At 35.3% G+C, this 15,382-nt stretch carries 14 protein-coding genes and 1 other RNA gene; 8 read left to right on the top strand and 7 right to left on the bottom strand.

Translation table 11 applies throughout. The features are described 5' to 3' along the window. Nucleotides 1–120: 120 nt before the first annotated feature. The 3 genes from QWT87_RS14655 to QWT87_RS14645 all read left to right on the top strand — a co-directional run bounded on the left by QWT87_RS14655 (nucleotide 121) and on the right by QWT87_RS14645 (nucleotide 3,637). Nucleotides 121–2,220, top strand: coding sequence for a T9SS type A sorting domain-containing protein (locus QWT87_RS14655; RefSeq protein WP_302716796.1), 2,100 nt, complete (start codon nucleotides 121–123; stop codon nucleotides 2,218–2,220). 103 nt (nucleotides 2,221–2,323) lie between these two features. Continuing rightward, complete coding sequence (locus tag QWT87_RS14650; RefSeq protein ID WP_116097004.1) at nucleotides 2,324–3,214, top strand: DUF72 domain-containing protein; 891 nt, start codon at nucleotides 2,324–2,326, stop codon at nucleotides 3,212–3,214. Between the two features lie 192 nt (nucleotides 3,215–3,406). Continuing rightward, complete coding sequence (locus QWT87_RS14645; RefSeq protein ID WP_087705889.1) at nucleotides 3,407–3,637, top strand: hypothetical protein; 231 nt, start codon at nucleotides 3,407–3,409, stop codon at nucleotides 3,635–3,637. A gap of 51 nt (nucleotides 3,638–3,688) precedes the next feature. On the opposite strand, the gene QWT87_RS14640 is transcribed toward QWT87_RS14645, so the two are convergent. From QWT87_RS14640 to QWT87_RS14615, 6 genes are all read right to left on the bottom strand, one after another. Next, entirely contained in the window at nucleotides 3,689–4,282 is a 594-nt protein-coding gene (locus QWT87_RS14640; RefSeq protein WP_087705891.1) for a hypothetical protein, read from the bottom strand. 38 nt (nucleotides 4,283–4,320) lie between these two features. Further along, on the bottom strand, nucleotides 4,321–4,965 hold the full coding sequence (locus tag QWT87_RS14635; protein ID WP_302716792.1) for an HD domain-containing protein: 645 nt from the start codon (nucleotides 4,963–4,965) through the stop codon (nucleotides 4,321–4,323). A 57-nt stretch (nucleotides 4,966–5,022) separates the two neighbouring features. Continuing rightward, nucleotides 5,023–5,862: an alpha/beta hydrolase family protein gene (locus tag QWT87_RS14630; protein WP_302716790.1), complete on the bottom strand. Its 840-nt coding sequence runs from the start codon at nucleotides 5,860–5,862 to the stop codon at nucleotides 5,023–5,025. An 89-nt stretch (nucleotides 5,863–5,951) separates the two neighbouring features. Continuing rightward, entirely contained in the window at nucleotides 5,952–6,842 is an 891-nt protein-coding gene (locus QWT87_RS14625) for a PfkB family carbohydrate kinase (RefSeq protein WP_116097000.1), read from the bottom strand. Between the two features lie 84 nt (nucleotides 6,843–6,926). After that, complete coding sequence (locus tag QWT87_RS14620; protein ID WP_076395994.1) at nucleotides 6,927–7,562, bottom strand: DUF4241 domain-containing protein; 636 nt, start codon at nucleotides 7,560–7,562, stop codon at nucleotides 6,927–6,929. A 66-nt stretch (nucleotides 7,563–7,628) separates the two neighbouring features. Then, entirely contained in the window at nucleotides 7,629–10,244 is a 2,616-nt protein-coding gene (locus QWT87_RS14615; RefSeq protein WP_302716786.1) for a valine--tRNA ligase, read from the bottom strand. A gap of 127 nt (nucleotides 10,245–10,371) precedes the next feature. Between QWT87_RS14615 and QWT87_RS14610 the strand changes: the two genes are divergently transcribed. Continuing rightward, nucleotides 10,372–10,854: a DUF1573 domain-containing protein gene (locus QWT87_RS14610; RefSeq protein ID WP_087705900.1), complete on the top strand. Its 483-nt coding sequence runs from the start codon at nucleotides 10,372–10,374 to the stop codon at nucleotides 10,852–10,854. 149 nt (nucleotides 10,855–11,003) lie between these two features. Next, a complete protein-coding gene (locus QWT87_RS14605) occupies nucleotides 11,004–11,876 on the top strand; it encodes a polyphosphate kinase 2 family protein (RefSeq protein ID WP_302716784.1) in 873 nt (290 codons plus the stop codon). A gap of 90 nt (nucleotides 11,877–11,966) precedes the next feature. Here QWT87_RS14605 and rnpB read toward each other — a convergent pair. Continuing rightward, nucleotides 11,967–12,291, bottom strand: an RNA gene (rnpB, locus tag QWT87_RS14600) — RNase P RNA component class A. A gap of 165 nt (nucleotides 12,292–12,456) precedes the next feature. Between rnpB and QWT87_RS14595 the strand changes: the two genes are divergently transcribed. From QWT87_RS14595 to QWT87_RS14585, 3 genes are all read left to right on the top strand, one after another. Next, nucleotides 12,457–12,948 (top strand): RNA polymerase sigma factor, encoded by a 492-nt coding sequence (locus QWT87_RS14595; protein ID WP_076396001.1) that lies wholly within the window; start codon nucleotides 12,457–12,459, stop codon nucleotides 12,946–12,948. Continuing rightward, nucleotides 12,941–13,615 (top strand): beta-carotene 15,15'-monooxygenase, encoded by a 675-nt coding sequence (locus tag QWT87_RS14590; protein ID WP_185209178.1) that lies wholly within the window; start codon nucleotides 12,941–12,943, stop codon nucleotides 13,613–13,615. The genes QWT87_RS14595 and QWT87_RS14590 overlap by 8 nt, the downstream gene beginning before the upstream one ends. A gap of 62 nt (nucleotides 13,616–13,677) precedes the next feature. Next, a complete protein-coding gene (locus QWT87_RS14585) occupies nucleotides 13,678–15,300 on the top strand; it encodes an AMP-binding protein (protein WP_302716782.1) in 1,623 nt (540 codons plus the stop codon). Nucleotides 15,301–15,382 lie beyond the last annotated feature (82 nt).

The following is a 15,382-nucleotide window of genomic DNA, read 5'->3' as shown; positions in this document are numbered from 1 at the left end:
CATAATCAAATTATTTAAAACAAATTTCAAAAAAGAGACAATTCAAAAAAGAGGTACTTTTGCAACATCAAATTTCAATACACATGAAAGAAAGAAATTGATATAATAAAAACTCAAATCATGAACAAATTATTATTCACCCTTTGTGTAGGCTGTTTTTCCACAGCTTACTCCCAAAATCTTAATTTTACAGATTCGAAATTTAAAGCTTTACTTTTAAGCTCAAATCCGGGCAATCAGATTGCACAAAACCTTAGTGGAAATTATATTGCAATAGATGCAAATAATGATGGCGAAATTCAGGATTCGGAAGCACAGCAAATTAAAACTTTAAATATAAAATTAAACGGAACTCCTGCTTTTAATAATCTTCCCGATCAAATTACAGATGCTCTTCTTTTTACCAATATGGAAGAATTGTATATACATGATAGTAAATCTGCAGTTATCAGTTTTACCAATAATTCTAAGATCAAAAAAGTTTTGTACACGGGAACGGGCGGTTTCACAGATAATACGGGAACTGCGCAAAATGTTTTGGTCGATTTTTCTTTTAATAGCTGTTCGTCTGTTCAAGATATTAATCAATTTTTATCTAATCTTAATCCTTACATCGGAACAACTTCTATATTAAGGTTTAATAATTGTCCGCAACTTACAGGAAATATTGTTTTAAACGAAAAAACAATCAAACAGCTATATCTTGAAAACTGCAATAACATCACTTCAATTACAGCAACTTCATGTTATCAACTTGAAAAATTACATTTTCAAAATTTAAATTCACTAACTAATATTTTGGTGAATGGGAACAGTGGACCTTCATTGAGTCAGGTTTATAATCAAAATATAGATCTTACAGCAACCAACTGCACGAATCTTGAAGATATTGCAGCAGATACTGACCATTACTACAGTGTTGGAGCTTATTTTTCTTCAGCAAATTTAAATGGCTCTGCAAATCTTAAAAAAATTAAAGGATTAAACGCCACTTCTATTAATTTTGCAACGGCAGGATTAATGAACCTGGAAGAACTTGATTGTTCATTTTACAACAGATATGGTTATCATACAGCTTCGGGAGTATATTTTGGAAATGTAGCTTCATTAAATCTTACAGGTTTACCAAAACTTAAAATTTTAAAGGCATTCAACCAGCCTATTACTAATGCTGTAAATTTCAGCATAGCGACAATGCTTCAGAATATTGATATTACAAATTCATGCGGCTATATGAACACAGTGAATGTGAATAATCTTGCCAATCTTCAGGCTCTGAAAACTGACAGATCTAATACGGTGGGAACACAGGGAAATGATGATCTGCAGAAAATTACAGCAAGAAACTGTACAGCACTAACCAATTTTATTTTTAGAAATAATCAGAATCTTAAAGAATTGGATATCCAGAATTGTTCCGGACTACAGAAATTATCTATCGGTTATTATGCACCGATAAGCGATGGTATTTTTCCGGAATTAAATACCGTTAATCTCCTTCAATGTACAGGTATGAAAGAAATTACGATACAATCTACCAAAATAAATAATTTAAATACATCAGATTGTGTAGCCTTAACTTCTTTAGATCTGTCTGATAATAATTTTTTACCCTCCATTAATATTTTAAATAATATAAAATTAGAATATCTCGGTCTTCAAAATATGCCTTTGATTTCACAGGCAAATACAACAGCTAATAATAAGTTGGAAAACGGATATTTCATTAATTGCCCTCAAATTACACAACTGAACTTTTCAAGTTCACCAAGCTTCAAGTATCTTACTTTATGGAACATGGCAAATCTTACCTATGTAAATGTAAGAAACGGCTCCATTGAAGATGGTTTTGATTTTATAAATTACAATCCAAATTTGGCAATGTGTGTAGATAACGCTCAATTAAATGATTTACAAGCTCTTTATGCCGACATTACATTCACTACCAATTGTGGAGGTTTTTTAAACACAAAAGATTCCGAAAACAGCAAAAACGAAATAAAAATTGTTCCGAATCCTGTGAAAGATTTTGTAATGATAAAAGCTGAAGAGCCTATTAAAAATGTAAAAATAATTGATGTGCTGGGAAGAGTAATATACAATCAGGACTGCGATAATGAACTGATGAAAATTGACCTTTCCGCTCATCCTTCCGGAAATTATATTGTAACAGTAAAAACCAATAAAACAGAGATATCCAAAAAGATTATTAAACAGTAATTCACAAACAGCAAACAGTTTTTTTTTAAGAGAAGACCATGGAATTTTTCTGTGGTTTTTGTTTTATATTTGTTAAAAGAGTTAATCACTAAAATATTCAGATATGAAATTCGGACAAGTTGAAGATCCTTCAAAAATAGATTTTACATTACCTAAAGACCATCCAAGAACGAAAGAAATTTTAAGCCGCAATAAAAACGGACTGGAAAATATCTCCATCGGATGTGCAAAATGGAACAAAACAGATCTTAAAGGATTTTATCCTAAAGGAACAAAAGATGAACTTACGTACTATGCAACGCAGTTTAATTCTATTGAGCTGAATGCCACCTTTTACGGTATGCCGACTCCGGAACAGGTACAGACATGGAAAGAGAAAACTCCCGCTGATTTTAAATTTTTTCCAAAAATCACCAATACAGTTTCCCATTTCAGAAGGCTTTTAAATATAGACGATGTCGTTACGCAGTTTGCTACGGCGGTTTTAAACTTTGATGAAAAACTGGGAATGGTGTTCCTTCAGCTTCACGATAATTTTAAACCAAAAGATTACGAAAGGCTGGAAAAATTCGTGAAAAACTGGCCAAAGGAAGTTCCTCTCGCGATCGAGCTGAGAAATACAGAATGGTTTACCGATGAAGAGATTCTCAATAAAACCTGCGATCTGTTTGAAGAAAACAACATCACCAACATTATTGTAGATACTGCCGGAAGAAGAGATATGCTTCATATGCGTCTCACCACACCAAATGCGTTTATCCGTTACGTTGGAGCCAATGCAGAAAGTGATTACGAAAGGCTGGATGACTGGATGAAGCATCTCAGCAAATGGAAGAAGGAAGGACTTCAGAATCTGTATTTTTTTGTACATCAGAATATTGAAAAAGCTTCTCCGCTGCTTTCCGCTTATTTTATTAAAAAAGTGAATGAAGAGTGGAAACAGGATCTTCACATCCCCGAAATGGCAAAAGAAAGTACAGGAAGTTTATTTTAGAATTTAATAAATTTTAATTTTATTCACTATTAAGTGGGATAATGACAACAAAAAGTGCATTTTTAATATAAATAATTCACTTTATCGCCTGTAAAAAAAATTACCGTAAATCCTTCATTTATATTGTTATAATTACTAAATTGGGAAGTAGAGATTCATTAATGAATCAGCCAAATAAAAACCAATAACAGTATGGAAAAGGAAATTTGTACAATAAGTATTACGAGCAACTGGCTCGGTGACGAGTATACTTTTTATGAAGACGAAAAAATAAAAAGAACGTACGACAACAACAGTTTGAGTTCCGATGTAACAGAATGGCTGGAACCGAAACAAATCAGTAAACACAATAAAGATAAGCTGATTAAGAACTGCCCTGAAGAGCATAAAGAAAGAATCATGATTATTCTTGATTATCCTTAATCTTTTAAAAGCAATACAAAATCCCAACCTTTAGTAAAGATTGGGATTTTTTTATTTTCTTTTTCTGAGAAGCAGCATGATGTTGAGAAACAGCAGCAGAAAATCTAAAGTGATCCAGATTCCGAGTTTTACATTTTCATGATTATATGCTTCAATCTGTTTTTTAGCCATATCGGAAAGCTTTGAACTCTGAATGATGTAATTCTGAACTTCTATCATCTGATCGATATTCTTATTCGGGACAGAATTCTGGGAGAAGTAGACAAGATTTTTCTTTCCTAAATATCCCACAACCCAATATTCATCAGACTTATCCATTTTCAGATATTCTATCCTGTAATATTCCGGACGGATGGTTCCCAGATGTTTCGTGTCGATAACTTTCCCTACTTCCGTGTCATTAAGCGTAAGAACATAAAAATCCAGAGGCTGCGGAAGTTTATTAATCACCTGTAATGCCACAGAATTTTCCACAATGCCTATCGTGCTTTTCTTGATAAACCAATACGTGAAAATAGAAAACGAAAAAATAATCGTAACAATACGGAATAATTTTGCCCATTCTGCGCCTTTCCCTTTCTTCAGCTTAGAAAGCAAAAGAGAAAAAACGGAAGCCCAGAAGATGACCAGAACAATAAATACCATAGTGCAAAGATACTTATTTAAAGACTTTTAAAAGAATCCTATTCAACATTCCATTCTTTGTAGAACTGATCGAGGAATTTCAGCATAAAATCGTGTCTTTCTCCGGCAATTTCCTTTCCTTTTTCCGTATTCATCAGATCTTTCAGCAGCAAAAGTTTTTCGTAGAAATGGTTGATGGTGGTTCCGTTGGATTTTTTATATTCTTCCTTAGACATATTGAGTTTGGGCTCTACATTGGGATCATACATCGGATTATTTTTAAAGCCTCCGAAGTTGAATGTTCTTCCGATTCCGATGGCTCCGATAGCATCAATTCTGTCTGCATCCTGAACAATTTTTAGTTCAACAGGAAGATTTTTAGGAACTTCACCTCTGTTTTTAAAGGAAATATTTTTAATAATGAACAAAACCTGCTCAATAATTTCTTTATCAGCATCCTGACTTTCAAGAAAATCGCGGGAAACTTTCAAAGCGAGAGTTTCATCTCCGTTATGAAATTTGGGATCGGCAATATCGTGAAGCAAAGCCGCCAGTTCTACAACTTCCTGATTGCAGCTTTCTGTTTCAGCAATTTTTCTGGATAATTTCCATACTCTTTCGATGTGAAACCAGTCGTGTCCTGCTTCTGCACCTTCCAGTTTTTCTTTTACAAATTCTACCGTGTTTTGGATCAGATTCTTCATTATATCAATCATTTTAAATATTGGGCGACCAAAGTATCGGAAAGAAAAAAACTTTTATCAGGAAATTTCATTTAAAATAATATTCCACAGTTTCTTATTGTAACTTCTGAAAAAATTAATATGCCCGATCTCTCCTTTTTCCGATTCTGAAATTTTCACCACTCTGTAAGTTGGCTTAAGATTCGGATAGGTATCGTTCATCAGACTTTTTACCCCTTTTTCAGTGAGCCATGCATCATCTTCAGCATACATTACAAATACTTTCTGTGTTAAATTTTTAGAATAATCCTCAATTTTCTCCAGCAATCTGTTGGTCGATTTTCTGTTTAAAATTAAGGTTCTCCAGTCATATGCGCAATTTTTCGGAAGACTTTCTCCGAGTCCGAACCAATTTCCCGGAAAATAGCCCAGTAATGCGGTGGTTAAAGGCTGGGCAATTCCAAAACCTAAATACGCTTCTATTTTTGTTTTGAATTTCAAATGTCCTACAAAAGCATTCTGCGTTCCTACAAAGAAAAATTCTTCAAACATTTCAGCATCTTTATTCATTCCTAAAATTAAAGCACCTACGGAATGTCCTAAACAGTACTTTCGATAATCTGTAAAATTTTTCTGAATGTAATCTGTAACAGCTTTAAAATCTTCGGAACCCCAGATTCTCATCGAAGCATAAAATCCTCTCATATTTTCAGGTTTCGAAAGCCCGATTCCCCGATAATCGTAGGTAATAACGGTAAATCCTTTTTCGGAAAAAAACTTTGCAAATGAAAAGTAAATCTGCTGTTTTACTCCGGTTGCAGAATTGATAAGCAATAGTTTACGATTACTTTTTTCAGGCGAAAATAAATGGGCAACTATTGAAACGTCATCAGATGCTGTAAGCTTTAGCTCTTTCATGGGTAAAAAAGAAAAAATCCACTATAAAAGTGGAAATTTTACTTTATATTTTATGTTAAGTTTAAAACTTTCGATATGTAACAAATAGCTTATGAAATAAAATCTGAAAGTCTGGGAAGGCAACATTGGGAACCTTTTGATTCAGAAACTCTTGCCGAAACTTCATTCCCGAATTTCACACACTCTTCTATAGAGTTTCTATGACACAGAGCAATAGAAAATCCTACCGTAAAAGCATCGCCCATTCCCATTTTATACGCAGTTTTATCCTTATCGTTTCTGCAATATTTCATTTCTGTACCATCAAAATAGATGGTAGAATTAATGTCATCTCTTACAAAAACCTTGTTAAAGTATTTTTTAAGAATGTCTTCTCTCTGATCTTCTCCGAAAACAATATGAAGTTCATTGCTTTTTACCACAATAAAATCTACATGATTTAAAATTTCATCGCTCAGACGCTGTGCAGGTGAAGCATACAATCCTACTTTTTTACCATATTTCTTGGCTTTTTTTATGGTATACTCAATTACCTTCATGGAGACTTCAAGCTGAAGAAGTACGAGATCTGCTGTATGAAAGTATTTATCTGCCGCCTCAACGTGTTCTACACTAAGATAATTATTGGCTGCAGGAACTACCACAATTGCGGTATTTCCGCCTGAAGTGGTTACATAAGCTGTTCCGGTGGCTTCACGATCCGTCTCAAAAACGAAGCCTACGTTCACGTTCTCATTCACCATATTCCTCATAATCTGCTGACCAAGCGGATCCATTCCAACACAGCCTACAAAGTAGACGCTGGCTCCCAAACGTGCTGCACCAACTGCCTGATTGGCTCCTTTTCCACCAAAGTAACTTTCGGATTTTCGGGCAATAACCGTCTCGTTCTCACAGGGAACTTTTTCGGTTTCTAAAACAAGATCTATCGAAGAGCTTCCTACAACGATAATTCTTGGCTGTTCTGAGGAAAAATTCATTAGTGTTTCTTATAGAATTAATATTTCGTGATTCTAACAAATTTATGATTTGAAATTTGAATTTCAAAAATAATTAATGAAAAATCAACTAATTTCAATAAATTCTGTTACGATTTTTACAGGATTATTATTTTTATCAAATCCAATATAACTTGCATAAAAACCTTCACCATACCCTGTTTCAAATGCAAAAATAGTTCCCGGATGATTTTCTGAAGGTTTTAGGAATGCAAACTGATCGATTGCTCCTTTTTCATCAAAGAAATATTCATGAAAAAATTCTTCATAGATCCCCATAAAATCAACACCTTTATTACGATACAATCTCTGTTCCAAATCGTTAAGACTATTCTGCGTATCCACATCCATAAAGCAGCCCATCCCGCTTTCCACAGGATATCCGAAAACTTCTCCTTCTGCAAGATCTTTTATGTTCTGCCCTTCTGTTGTCGCCAGTTTCCAGTCTGTAATTTCAGACTGGCTGAAAATAATTTCAGCATACGCCACACAATTGCTTTCTCTTTCCTTGTGCAGAAGAACTGCAAAATCTCCTTTCGGAAATGGTATTGAGAAAGGCTTCATATCATTTGTAATCAGAGGATCACAGGCAACAAGTTTTCCGCTGGAAAGATAAATTTTCCCAACTTCAAAGCTTTCCAGTAACGGACTTTCTACGAAGTTTTTGGAGAACAGTTTTTTGATGTTTTCTATGTGTGTCATGTTATATTTAGACTAAGATGAAGGTTCAGGCTAAGCTCTAAGCTCAACCTTAACCTAAACCTTTTATTATAAACTTTTTAATTTCTCTTCAAGAATGGCTATTTTATCTAGCGCATCTTTTTGTTTTTTCCTTTCAACCTCAACAATTTCCGGTTTTGCGTTGGCAACAAATTTTTCGTTGGAAAGCTTTTTATCTACAGAGATCAGGAATCCTTTCAGGTACTTTAATTCTTCTTCTGTTTTCGTTTTCTCTTCTCCCAAATCTAAGTTTTCACTTAAAGGAATTGAAATTTCTGTTGCGCCCACAAGAAATGTAAAGCTCGGCTTCTCTGTTTTTGTTCCGAAATGAATTTCAGAAACATTCGCCAATTTCTTAATCACGGATTCGTTAGGAAATTCTGAAGCATTGGTATAAATTTCAGCACCTTCTCTTGGAGAAATTCCTTTGGTTTGACGGTAATTTCTAACACCGGAAATAATTTCTGCAGCGATTTCAAACTTTCGAATTATTTCTTCATTAAATTCACCTGCTTTTTTCTGCTGCGCGATAACCAACGCTTCCTCCGCTTTTCTTTCAGAAATTAATTGCCACAACTCCTCTGTCAAGAAAGGCATAAAAGGATGAAGCAACTTCATTAATTCCTCAAATAGCTCAATTGTTTTATGGTAAACTTCTTTAGAAATTCCTTCACCATAATTTGGCTTAATTGCTTCCAGATACCATCCGCAGAAATCATCCTTAACCAATTTTTGAATTAGATGTAATGCATCAGAAATTCTAAACTTATCAAATTGATCATTGATTTCAGCAATTGTTTTGTTCAATTGGTTTTCAAACCATTTAATAGTCTGATTTTCTGTTTCGTTTGAAGGCTTATCTTCATGATTCCACATATTGATCAATCGGAAAGCATTCCAGATTTTCGTCATGAAGTTTCTTCCCTGAAGCATTAAATCTTCATCAAAAAGAAGGTCGTTTCCGGCTGCAGAACTTAATAAAATTCCTACACGAACTCCGTCTGCTCCATACTTATCCATTAATTCTAACGGATCCGGTGAGTTTCCTAAAGATTTAGACATCTTTCTTCTCTGCTTATCTCTTACAATTCCTGTGAAATAAACATTTTTAAACGGAACTTCTTTTCTGTATTCCAGTCCTGCCATAATCATTCTTGCTACCCAGAAGAAAATAATATCCGGACCTGTTACCAAATCTGAAGTCGGGTAATAATAATTGATGTCTTTGTTTTCAGGATCAAGCAGTCCATCGAAAACAGACATTGGCCACAACCATGAAGAGAACCATGTATCTAAAGCATCCTCATCTTGTTTTAAGTTGTCAGTTGTCAGTTGATCGTTGTTGGTTTTTTGCTTTGCAAGTTCTAATGCTTCTTCGATAGTTTCTGCAACTACGAAATCATTTTCTCCGTCACCATAATAGAACGCAGGAATTTGCTGTCCCCACCAAAGCTGTCGGGAAATATTCCAGTCGCGGATGTTTTCCATCCAGTGCTTGTAGGTATTTTTAAACTTTTCAGGATAAAATTTAACCTCATCATTCATCACAACATCCAAAGCAGGTTTTGCAATTTCAGACATTTTCAGGAACCACTGTACAGAAACTTTAGGCTCAATTACCGCGCCTGTTCTTTCTGACGTTCCTACTTTATTTACGTAATCTTCCGCTTTCAGCAAAAGATCTTTTTCTTCCAGTTCTTTCGCAATCTGCTTTCTTACCTCGAATCTGTTTTTTCCGGCGTAATGCAACCCGTGATCGTTCAGATTTCCGTCATCATCTAAAGCATCAATCATCTGAAGATTATGTTTTTGTCCGATTTCGTAATCATTGATGTCGTGAGCAGGCGTAATTTTCAAAGCACCTGTTCCGAATTCAATATCCACATATTCGTCCTCAATAATAGGAATTACTCTGTTAACGATTGGTACGATTACTTTTTTACCTTTTAAATGTGCGTATCTCTCATCATTAGGATTGATACACACTGCAGTATCCCCGAAAATAGTTTCCGGACGCGTTGTCGCTACTGACAGGAATTCTTCTGAGCCTTCAATGGCATATTTCAGGAAGTATAATTTCCCATTCTGTTCCTTAAAGATTACTTCTTCGTCGGAAATATTGGTTTTTGCTTCGGGATCCCAGTTTACCATTCTGTACCCACGGTAAATGAGTCCTTTGTTGTAAAGATCAACAAAAGATTTAATCACCTGCTGAGAAAGTTTTGGCTCCATGGTGAAACGGGTTCTGTCCCAATCGCATGAACATCCTAATTTTTTAAGCTGTTCAAGAATTGTTCCTCCGTATTTATCAGTCCATTCCCACGCGTGCTTTAAAAACTCTTCTCTTGTAATATCAGATTTATTGACTCCTTCAGACTTCAGTTTAGCAACCACTTTCGCTTCCGTAGCAATGGAAGCGTGATCTGTTCCCGGAACCCAGCAAGCATTAAAGCCCTGCATTCTTGCACGACGGACCAGCACATCCTGAATGGTATTGTTAAGCATATGCCCCATGTGCAAAATCCCCGTCACGTTTGGCGGAGGAATTACAACAGTGTAAGGCGGCTTGTCATTGGGCTCTGAATGGAAGTATTTATTTTCCAACCAGTAATTGTACCACTTTTGTTCTGTTTCCTGTGGATTGTACTTTTCTGAAATCTGCATAAATTCTTTTACTTTAATTTACAATTTGCAAAAATAGTCTAAAGAAAAATATTTTAAGTATGAATTAAAATAATTTTTAACTTTGTTTCTCAAAATTTATCTAACAACATATTTAATATTCAAGAATATGAAAAAATTAATCGCAGGAATTGCATTATTCGGAACCTTCGCTATTGCATCTGCACAAACGATTACGTTTGACAAAACTACTTTCGATTACGGAAATGTAAAGCCAAGTTCAGACGGTATCAGATTCTTTACGGTAACCAATACAGGAGATAAGCCTCTTATTTTATCGAATGTAAAAGCATCTTGCGGATGTACCACTCCGGAATTCAGCCAGGATCCTATTATGCCGGGAAAATCAGCTAAGATAAAGGTAGGATACAATACTGCAATTAACGGTGGTTTTAACAAAATGATCGAAGTATTTTCTAATGACCCTGTAAACAGCAGAAGTGTAATCTACATCAAAGGAAACGTAGATCCTAATGCTCCGGATCCAAAGCCATTGACTCCTGAAGAATTGAAAGCTAAAGCTAAAGAAGAGAAAGCGGCTGCGAAAGCTGCGAAAAAGGCTGCAAAAAAAGCGGCTAAAACTGCTGCATAATGGTAAAATCTCTACTAAAATAAACGAAACCGTCTCATGGAGGCGGTTTTTTTATTACATTTATATTAGGTTAGTTGATGGTTAACGGTTTTTTGCTATAAATTATGACCAAAATTAATCTTTAATCTTTTTAATAATTTAAAATAAACATGGACACTAACTTTTCAGACGATTTTTTAATTAAAGGAAAATTTTCCATTAAAAAAGCTTCAACAGAATACAAAGGAAAACTTACCAAAGAAGAAGGGGAACAATTATTATTAAAAGAAAAAGAAAAGCTTCGTGAGCTTCAGGAGAAATTGTATTCGGATGGAAGCCAGTCTCTCTTGGTGGTACTTCAGGCGATGGATGCCGCAGGAAAAGACAGCATGATTGAGCACGTTTTCGGGGGAGTGAATCCGCAAGGCTGTAATGTAACGAGCTTCAAAACTCCCACTTCAAAAGAATATGCCCATGATTTTTTGTGGAGGCATTATTTAGCATTACCCCAAAAAGGCATGATCGGAATTTTTAACCGTTCTCATTACGAAAGTGTACTGGTCTGCAAAGTTCATCCTGAATATAATTTAAGCGAAAAAACATGGAAATCTGTTAAGGATTTTGACGATAAATTCTGGGAAAACCGCTATGAAAGCATCAGAAATTTTGAAAAGCATCTTGCCCAAAACGGAACGACCGTTGTAAAAATATTCCTGAATGTTTCTAAAGATGAGCAAAAGAAAAGACTTCTGGACAGAATTAACGAACAGGAGAAAAACTGGAAATTTTCTGCCGCGGATCTTCCGGAGAGAGCTTTATTCGATAAATATATGGAATGCTATGAAACGGCAATCAATGAGACTTCAAAAGATTACGCGCCTTGGTATGTTCTTCCTGCTGATAATAAATGGTTTGCAAGAGTTGCAGCGATACAGATTATTATTGATGCTTTGGAAAAAATGGACCTGCAGTATCCTAAATTGTCCGAAGAAGACCGTAAAGATTTAGAAGAAGCAAAAAAACAACTGGAAAGCGAGAAATAAATTGGAGGGAAGATGGGAGCTTGAAGATGGAGGCTTAAATGATTGCGTTAAAGACTTCCATCTTCCAGCCTCTAACTTCCAACTCTTAAAACCACGAGAAAATCTATAAGCCGGATTTTGTTCTTCCGAAGAAGTGCCTGTTATTTATCTGCGTCTTACATTGCTGCAAAACTTTAGCTGATTACCCCTCGGCTTTCAGAGCGAGCAACTCCTATTTTCATTACTGAAAAGAACCGATATACTTATCATTGCACCACAAAGAGTTTACCTGGTTTCACTACAGCCGAACTGTACATACTTTCTGTTGCACTTGTCCTACCCTCGCGGGTGACGGATGTTATCCGCTTTGCTACTCTACGGTGTCCGGACTTTCCTACCTCCCGTAAAACGGGAAATCAACAAGCCGATTTTCTCGTGGCTGCAAAGATAGATAATTTGAAAATTTGACAATGTGATAATTTGAAAATTTTTAATCTGCAAGAAAATTATTTTGGTTTGATGTTATTCATTTTCAAATTACTTAAATTTTCAAATTCTCAAATTATATCATATCTTCGTGCTACAAAATTAAACATCCCAATTGGCTTCAAAGGAAAAGGAATTTGCGCAGCTTATTAAGGATAATCAGGGATTGATTATCAAGGTTTCGCGTCTTTATACCAATTCTTTGGAGGATGAGGAAGATCTTTTTCAGGAAATTGTGTTACAATTGTGGAGAAGTTATGACTCATTTAAAGGAAATTCCAAGATTTCCACGTGGATGTACCGTGTTGCCTTAAATACAGCTATTACTCTTTTCAGAAAAAAAAGCAAAAGCCTGCAGACGAATGAATTAGACATCAATCATGCAGATTTTGTGGAAGATGATGATGAAAAACAGCAACAGGTATCACTTTTGTATACAGTAATCAAGACGCTTCCCAATGTGGAAAGAGCAATCGTGATGATGTATCTGGATGATTTGCCTTATAAGGATATTGCAGAAAACCTAGGAATCACCGAAGTAAATGCGCGTGTGAAAATGAACAGATTAAAGAAAACCCTTAAAGAACAGATGGAAAAATATGCCTGAATTTGATTTAGACAGCTTTAAGAAAACATGGCAGGAACAGCCTGTTCAGGAAAAATATGATTATAATGAGATCCTTCAGATGCTCAACAAAAAATCGCGCAATTATGTGAAGTATATTTTCTGGATCAGTGTTTTCGAATTTTTATTCTTTACTTTAATAGGATTATTCTACATCATTCAGGGAAAGGAATCCAACTCTTTCATTAATATTCTCACAAAACTCGGTGTACAGAGAACTTCGGAATTAGAAAATACATTCGATAATATTTATCTGGTCTTAAAAGTTCTGAGCTTAACCATTACTGCATATTTTGTATTTAAATTTTATCAAAATTACAAGGTTATAAAAATTGAGGAAAATCTTAAAAAATTTATCCTTCAGATCATTACATTTAAAAAGACAGTAAACGCGTTTATTTTAATTAATATTGCGTTATTAATCACTTTTACCTCTATTTTCACAATCTTTGTTTTTTACATTTTAAATACTCAGAATGTAGAGATTACCAACTCCACCCTTATAGGATTTGTAGCCGGTATCATCATAAGCACTGTTTTTACAGTAATAATGGTGTGGCTGTATTACAGAGTGGTTTATGGAATTATCATTAAAAAACTTGATAAGAATTTAATTCAGTTAAAAGAAATCGATTCTCAGGAAATTTAAACTGAAAAAAGCAGGAATTTAAGATATTATTGTTAATTTTATTTAACCAAATCTTTTATTCTATGCCAATATCTTATGTTCACGGTAGTTCCGACATTCCATTATTAGGTGAAACCATCGGAAGCAATCTTAAACATACCGTTGAAAAATTCCCCAATCAGGAAGCTTTAATCTGCGTACATCAAAATTACCGCGCCACTTATCAGGAATTTTATAATCAGACAACTGCCGTTGCAAAAGCACTGATCTTTCTGGGAGCAAAATCCGGAGACCGCATCGGAATCTGGTCTACGAACCGCTACGAATGGGTTCTTTTACAATATGCAACCGCAAGAATCGGGGTTATTTTGGTAAACATAAATCCCGCTTACAGAACCAGTGAGCTGATCTTTGTGATTAACCAGTCTGAAATGTCCCACATTTTTTCATCTCTTGCTTTTAAATCCAGCGATTATAAACAGATGATTGCCGATGCAAGAGAGTTCTGCTCGACTTTAAAATCTGAAATTTTCTTTGATGATAACTGGGAAGAGTTTTTAAATAACGGACAGGAAATTTCGGATGACACATTGCATAGTTTTGAAGAACATGTACAGTTTGATGATCCTGTGAATATTCAATATACTTCCGGAACAACCGGCTTTCCTAAAGGCGTCACTCTTTCTCATCATAATATTTTAAACAATGGATATTTTATCGGAATTCGGTTAAAGTATACTGAAAAAGACAGGGTCTGCATTCCTGTACCTTTTTATCACTGTTTCGGAATGGTGATCGGAAATATTTGCTGTACTGCTCACGGAGCCTGTATGGTAATTCCGAATGATAGTTTTGATCCTGAAATTACCTTAAAAGTTGTTTCCGATGAAAAATGCACCTCGCTTTACGGAGTTCCGACCATGTTTATTGCTGAATTAGCGGTAAAAAATTTCGAAACTTTTGATTTTTCAAGTTTAAGAACGGGGGTCATGGCTGGTTCCGTTTGTCCGCCAGAAATTATGAAAAAAGTAGAAAGTCTTATGAATATTAAAGAAATGAGCATCTGCTACGGAATGACGGAAACCTCTCCTGTCTCTACGCAAACCCTGATCGGAACTCCATTTGAAAAGCAGGTGAATACGGTGGGAACCGTTCAGGATCACCTGGAAATAAAAATCATTGATGAAAACGGAAAAATCGTTGCGCGTGGCGAACATGGGGAACTGTGTACAAGAGGTTATTCTGTAATGCTGAAATACTGGAACGATCCCGAAAACACCAAAAAGGTTCTGGATGAAGGAAGATGGATGCATACCGGAGATATGGCAGTAATGGATGATGAAGGCTACATTACAATTTCGGGCAGGATAAAAGATCTGATTATTCGCGGCGGTGAAAATATTTCGCCTAAAGAAATTGAAGATTTTTTATACACTTATCCCAACATTCTTGATGTTCAGATCATCGGAGTTCCAAGCGAGAAATTCGGAGAAGAAGTGATGGCATGGGTAAAAGTTAGAAAAGGATTCGAGGTAACCAAAGAAGAACTCTTAGAGTATTGTAAAGGCAGGATCGCACATTATAAAGTTCCGAAATACTGGAAGTTTGTAGACGAATTCCCGATGACGATCTCCGGAAAAGTGCGAAAGGTTGAAATGCGTGAAGTTTCTGTAAAGGAATTGGGATTAGATAAGGCAAAGATTTAAAGACCTTGTCATTTGTAGCGAAGAATCCACTTTTACGAATGGAGTTTCTTTCAACTTCGTTCGAATCTTTTTAGGCTGTTTC

This window comes from Chryseobacterium urinae (assembly GCF_030518295.1).
GTDB classification, from domain to species: Bacteria; Bacteroidota; Bacteroidia; order Flavobacteriales; family Weeksellaceae; genus Chryseobacterium; species Chryseobacterium mucoviscidosis.
Note: the sequence above shows the minus strand (reverse complement) of the source record. Positions and strands in the feature narration are given on the sequence as shown.

Bases quoted from the DNA above. Each gene is read 5' to 3' on its own strand.
- QWT87_RS14655 (WP_302716796.1), top strand. From the start codon at position 121: ATGAACAAATTATTATTCACCCTTTGTGTAGGCTGTTTTTCCACAGCT.
- QWT87_RS14650 (WP_116097004.1), top strand. From the start codon at position 2,324: ATGAAATTCGGACAAGTTGAAGATCCTTCAAAAATAGATTTTACATTA.
- QWT87_RS14645 (WP_087705889.1), top strand. From the start codon at position 3,407: ATGGAAAAGGAAATTTGTACAATAAGTATTACGAGCAACTGGCTCGGT.
- QWT87_RS14640 (WP_087705891.1), bottom strand. From the start codon at position 4,282: ATGGTATTTATTGTTCTGGTCATCTTCTGGGCTTCCGTTTTTTCTCTT.
- QWT87_RS14635 (WP_302716792.1), bottom strand. From the start codon at position 4,965: ATGAAGAATCTGATCCAAAACACGGTAGAATTTGTAAAAGAAAAACTG.
- QWT87_RS14630 (WP_302716790.1), bottom strand. From the start codon at position 5,862: ATGAAAGAGCTAAAGCTTACAGCATCTGATGACGTTTCAATAGTTGCC.
- QWT87_RS14625 (WP_116097000.1), bottom strand. From the start codon at position 6,842: ATGAATTTTTCCTCAGAACAGCCAAGAATTATCGTTGTAGGAAGCTCT.
- QWT87_RS14620 (WP_076395994.1), bottom strand. From the start codon at position 7,562: ATGACACACATAGAAAACATCAAAAAACTGTTCTCCAAAAACTTCGTA.
- QWT87_RS14615 (WP_302716786.1), bottom strand. From the start codon at position 10,244: ATGCAGATTTCAGAAAAGTACAATCCACAGGAAACAGAACAAAAGTGG.
- QWT87_RS14610 (WP_087705900.1), top strand. From the start codon at position 10,372: ATGAAAAAATTAATCGCAGGAATTGCATTATTCGGAACCTTCGCTATT.
- QWT87_RS14605 (WP_302716784.1), top strand. From the start codon at position 11,004: ATGGACACTAACTTTTCAGACGATTTTTTAATTAAAGGAAAATTTTCC.
- QWT87_RS14590 (WP_185209178.1), top strand. From the start codon at position 12,941: ATGCCTGAATTTGATTTAGACAGCTTTAAGAAAACATGGCAGGAACAG.
- QWT87_RS14585 (WP_302716782.1), top strand. From the start codon at position 13,678: ATGCCAATATCTTATGTTCACGGTAGTTCCGACATTCCATTATTAGGT.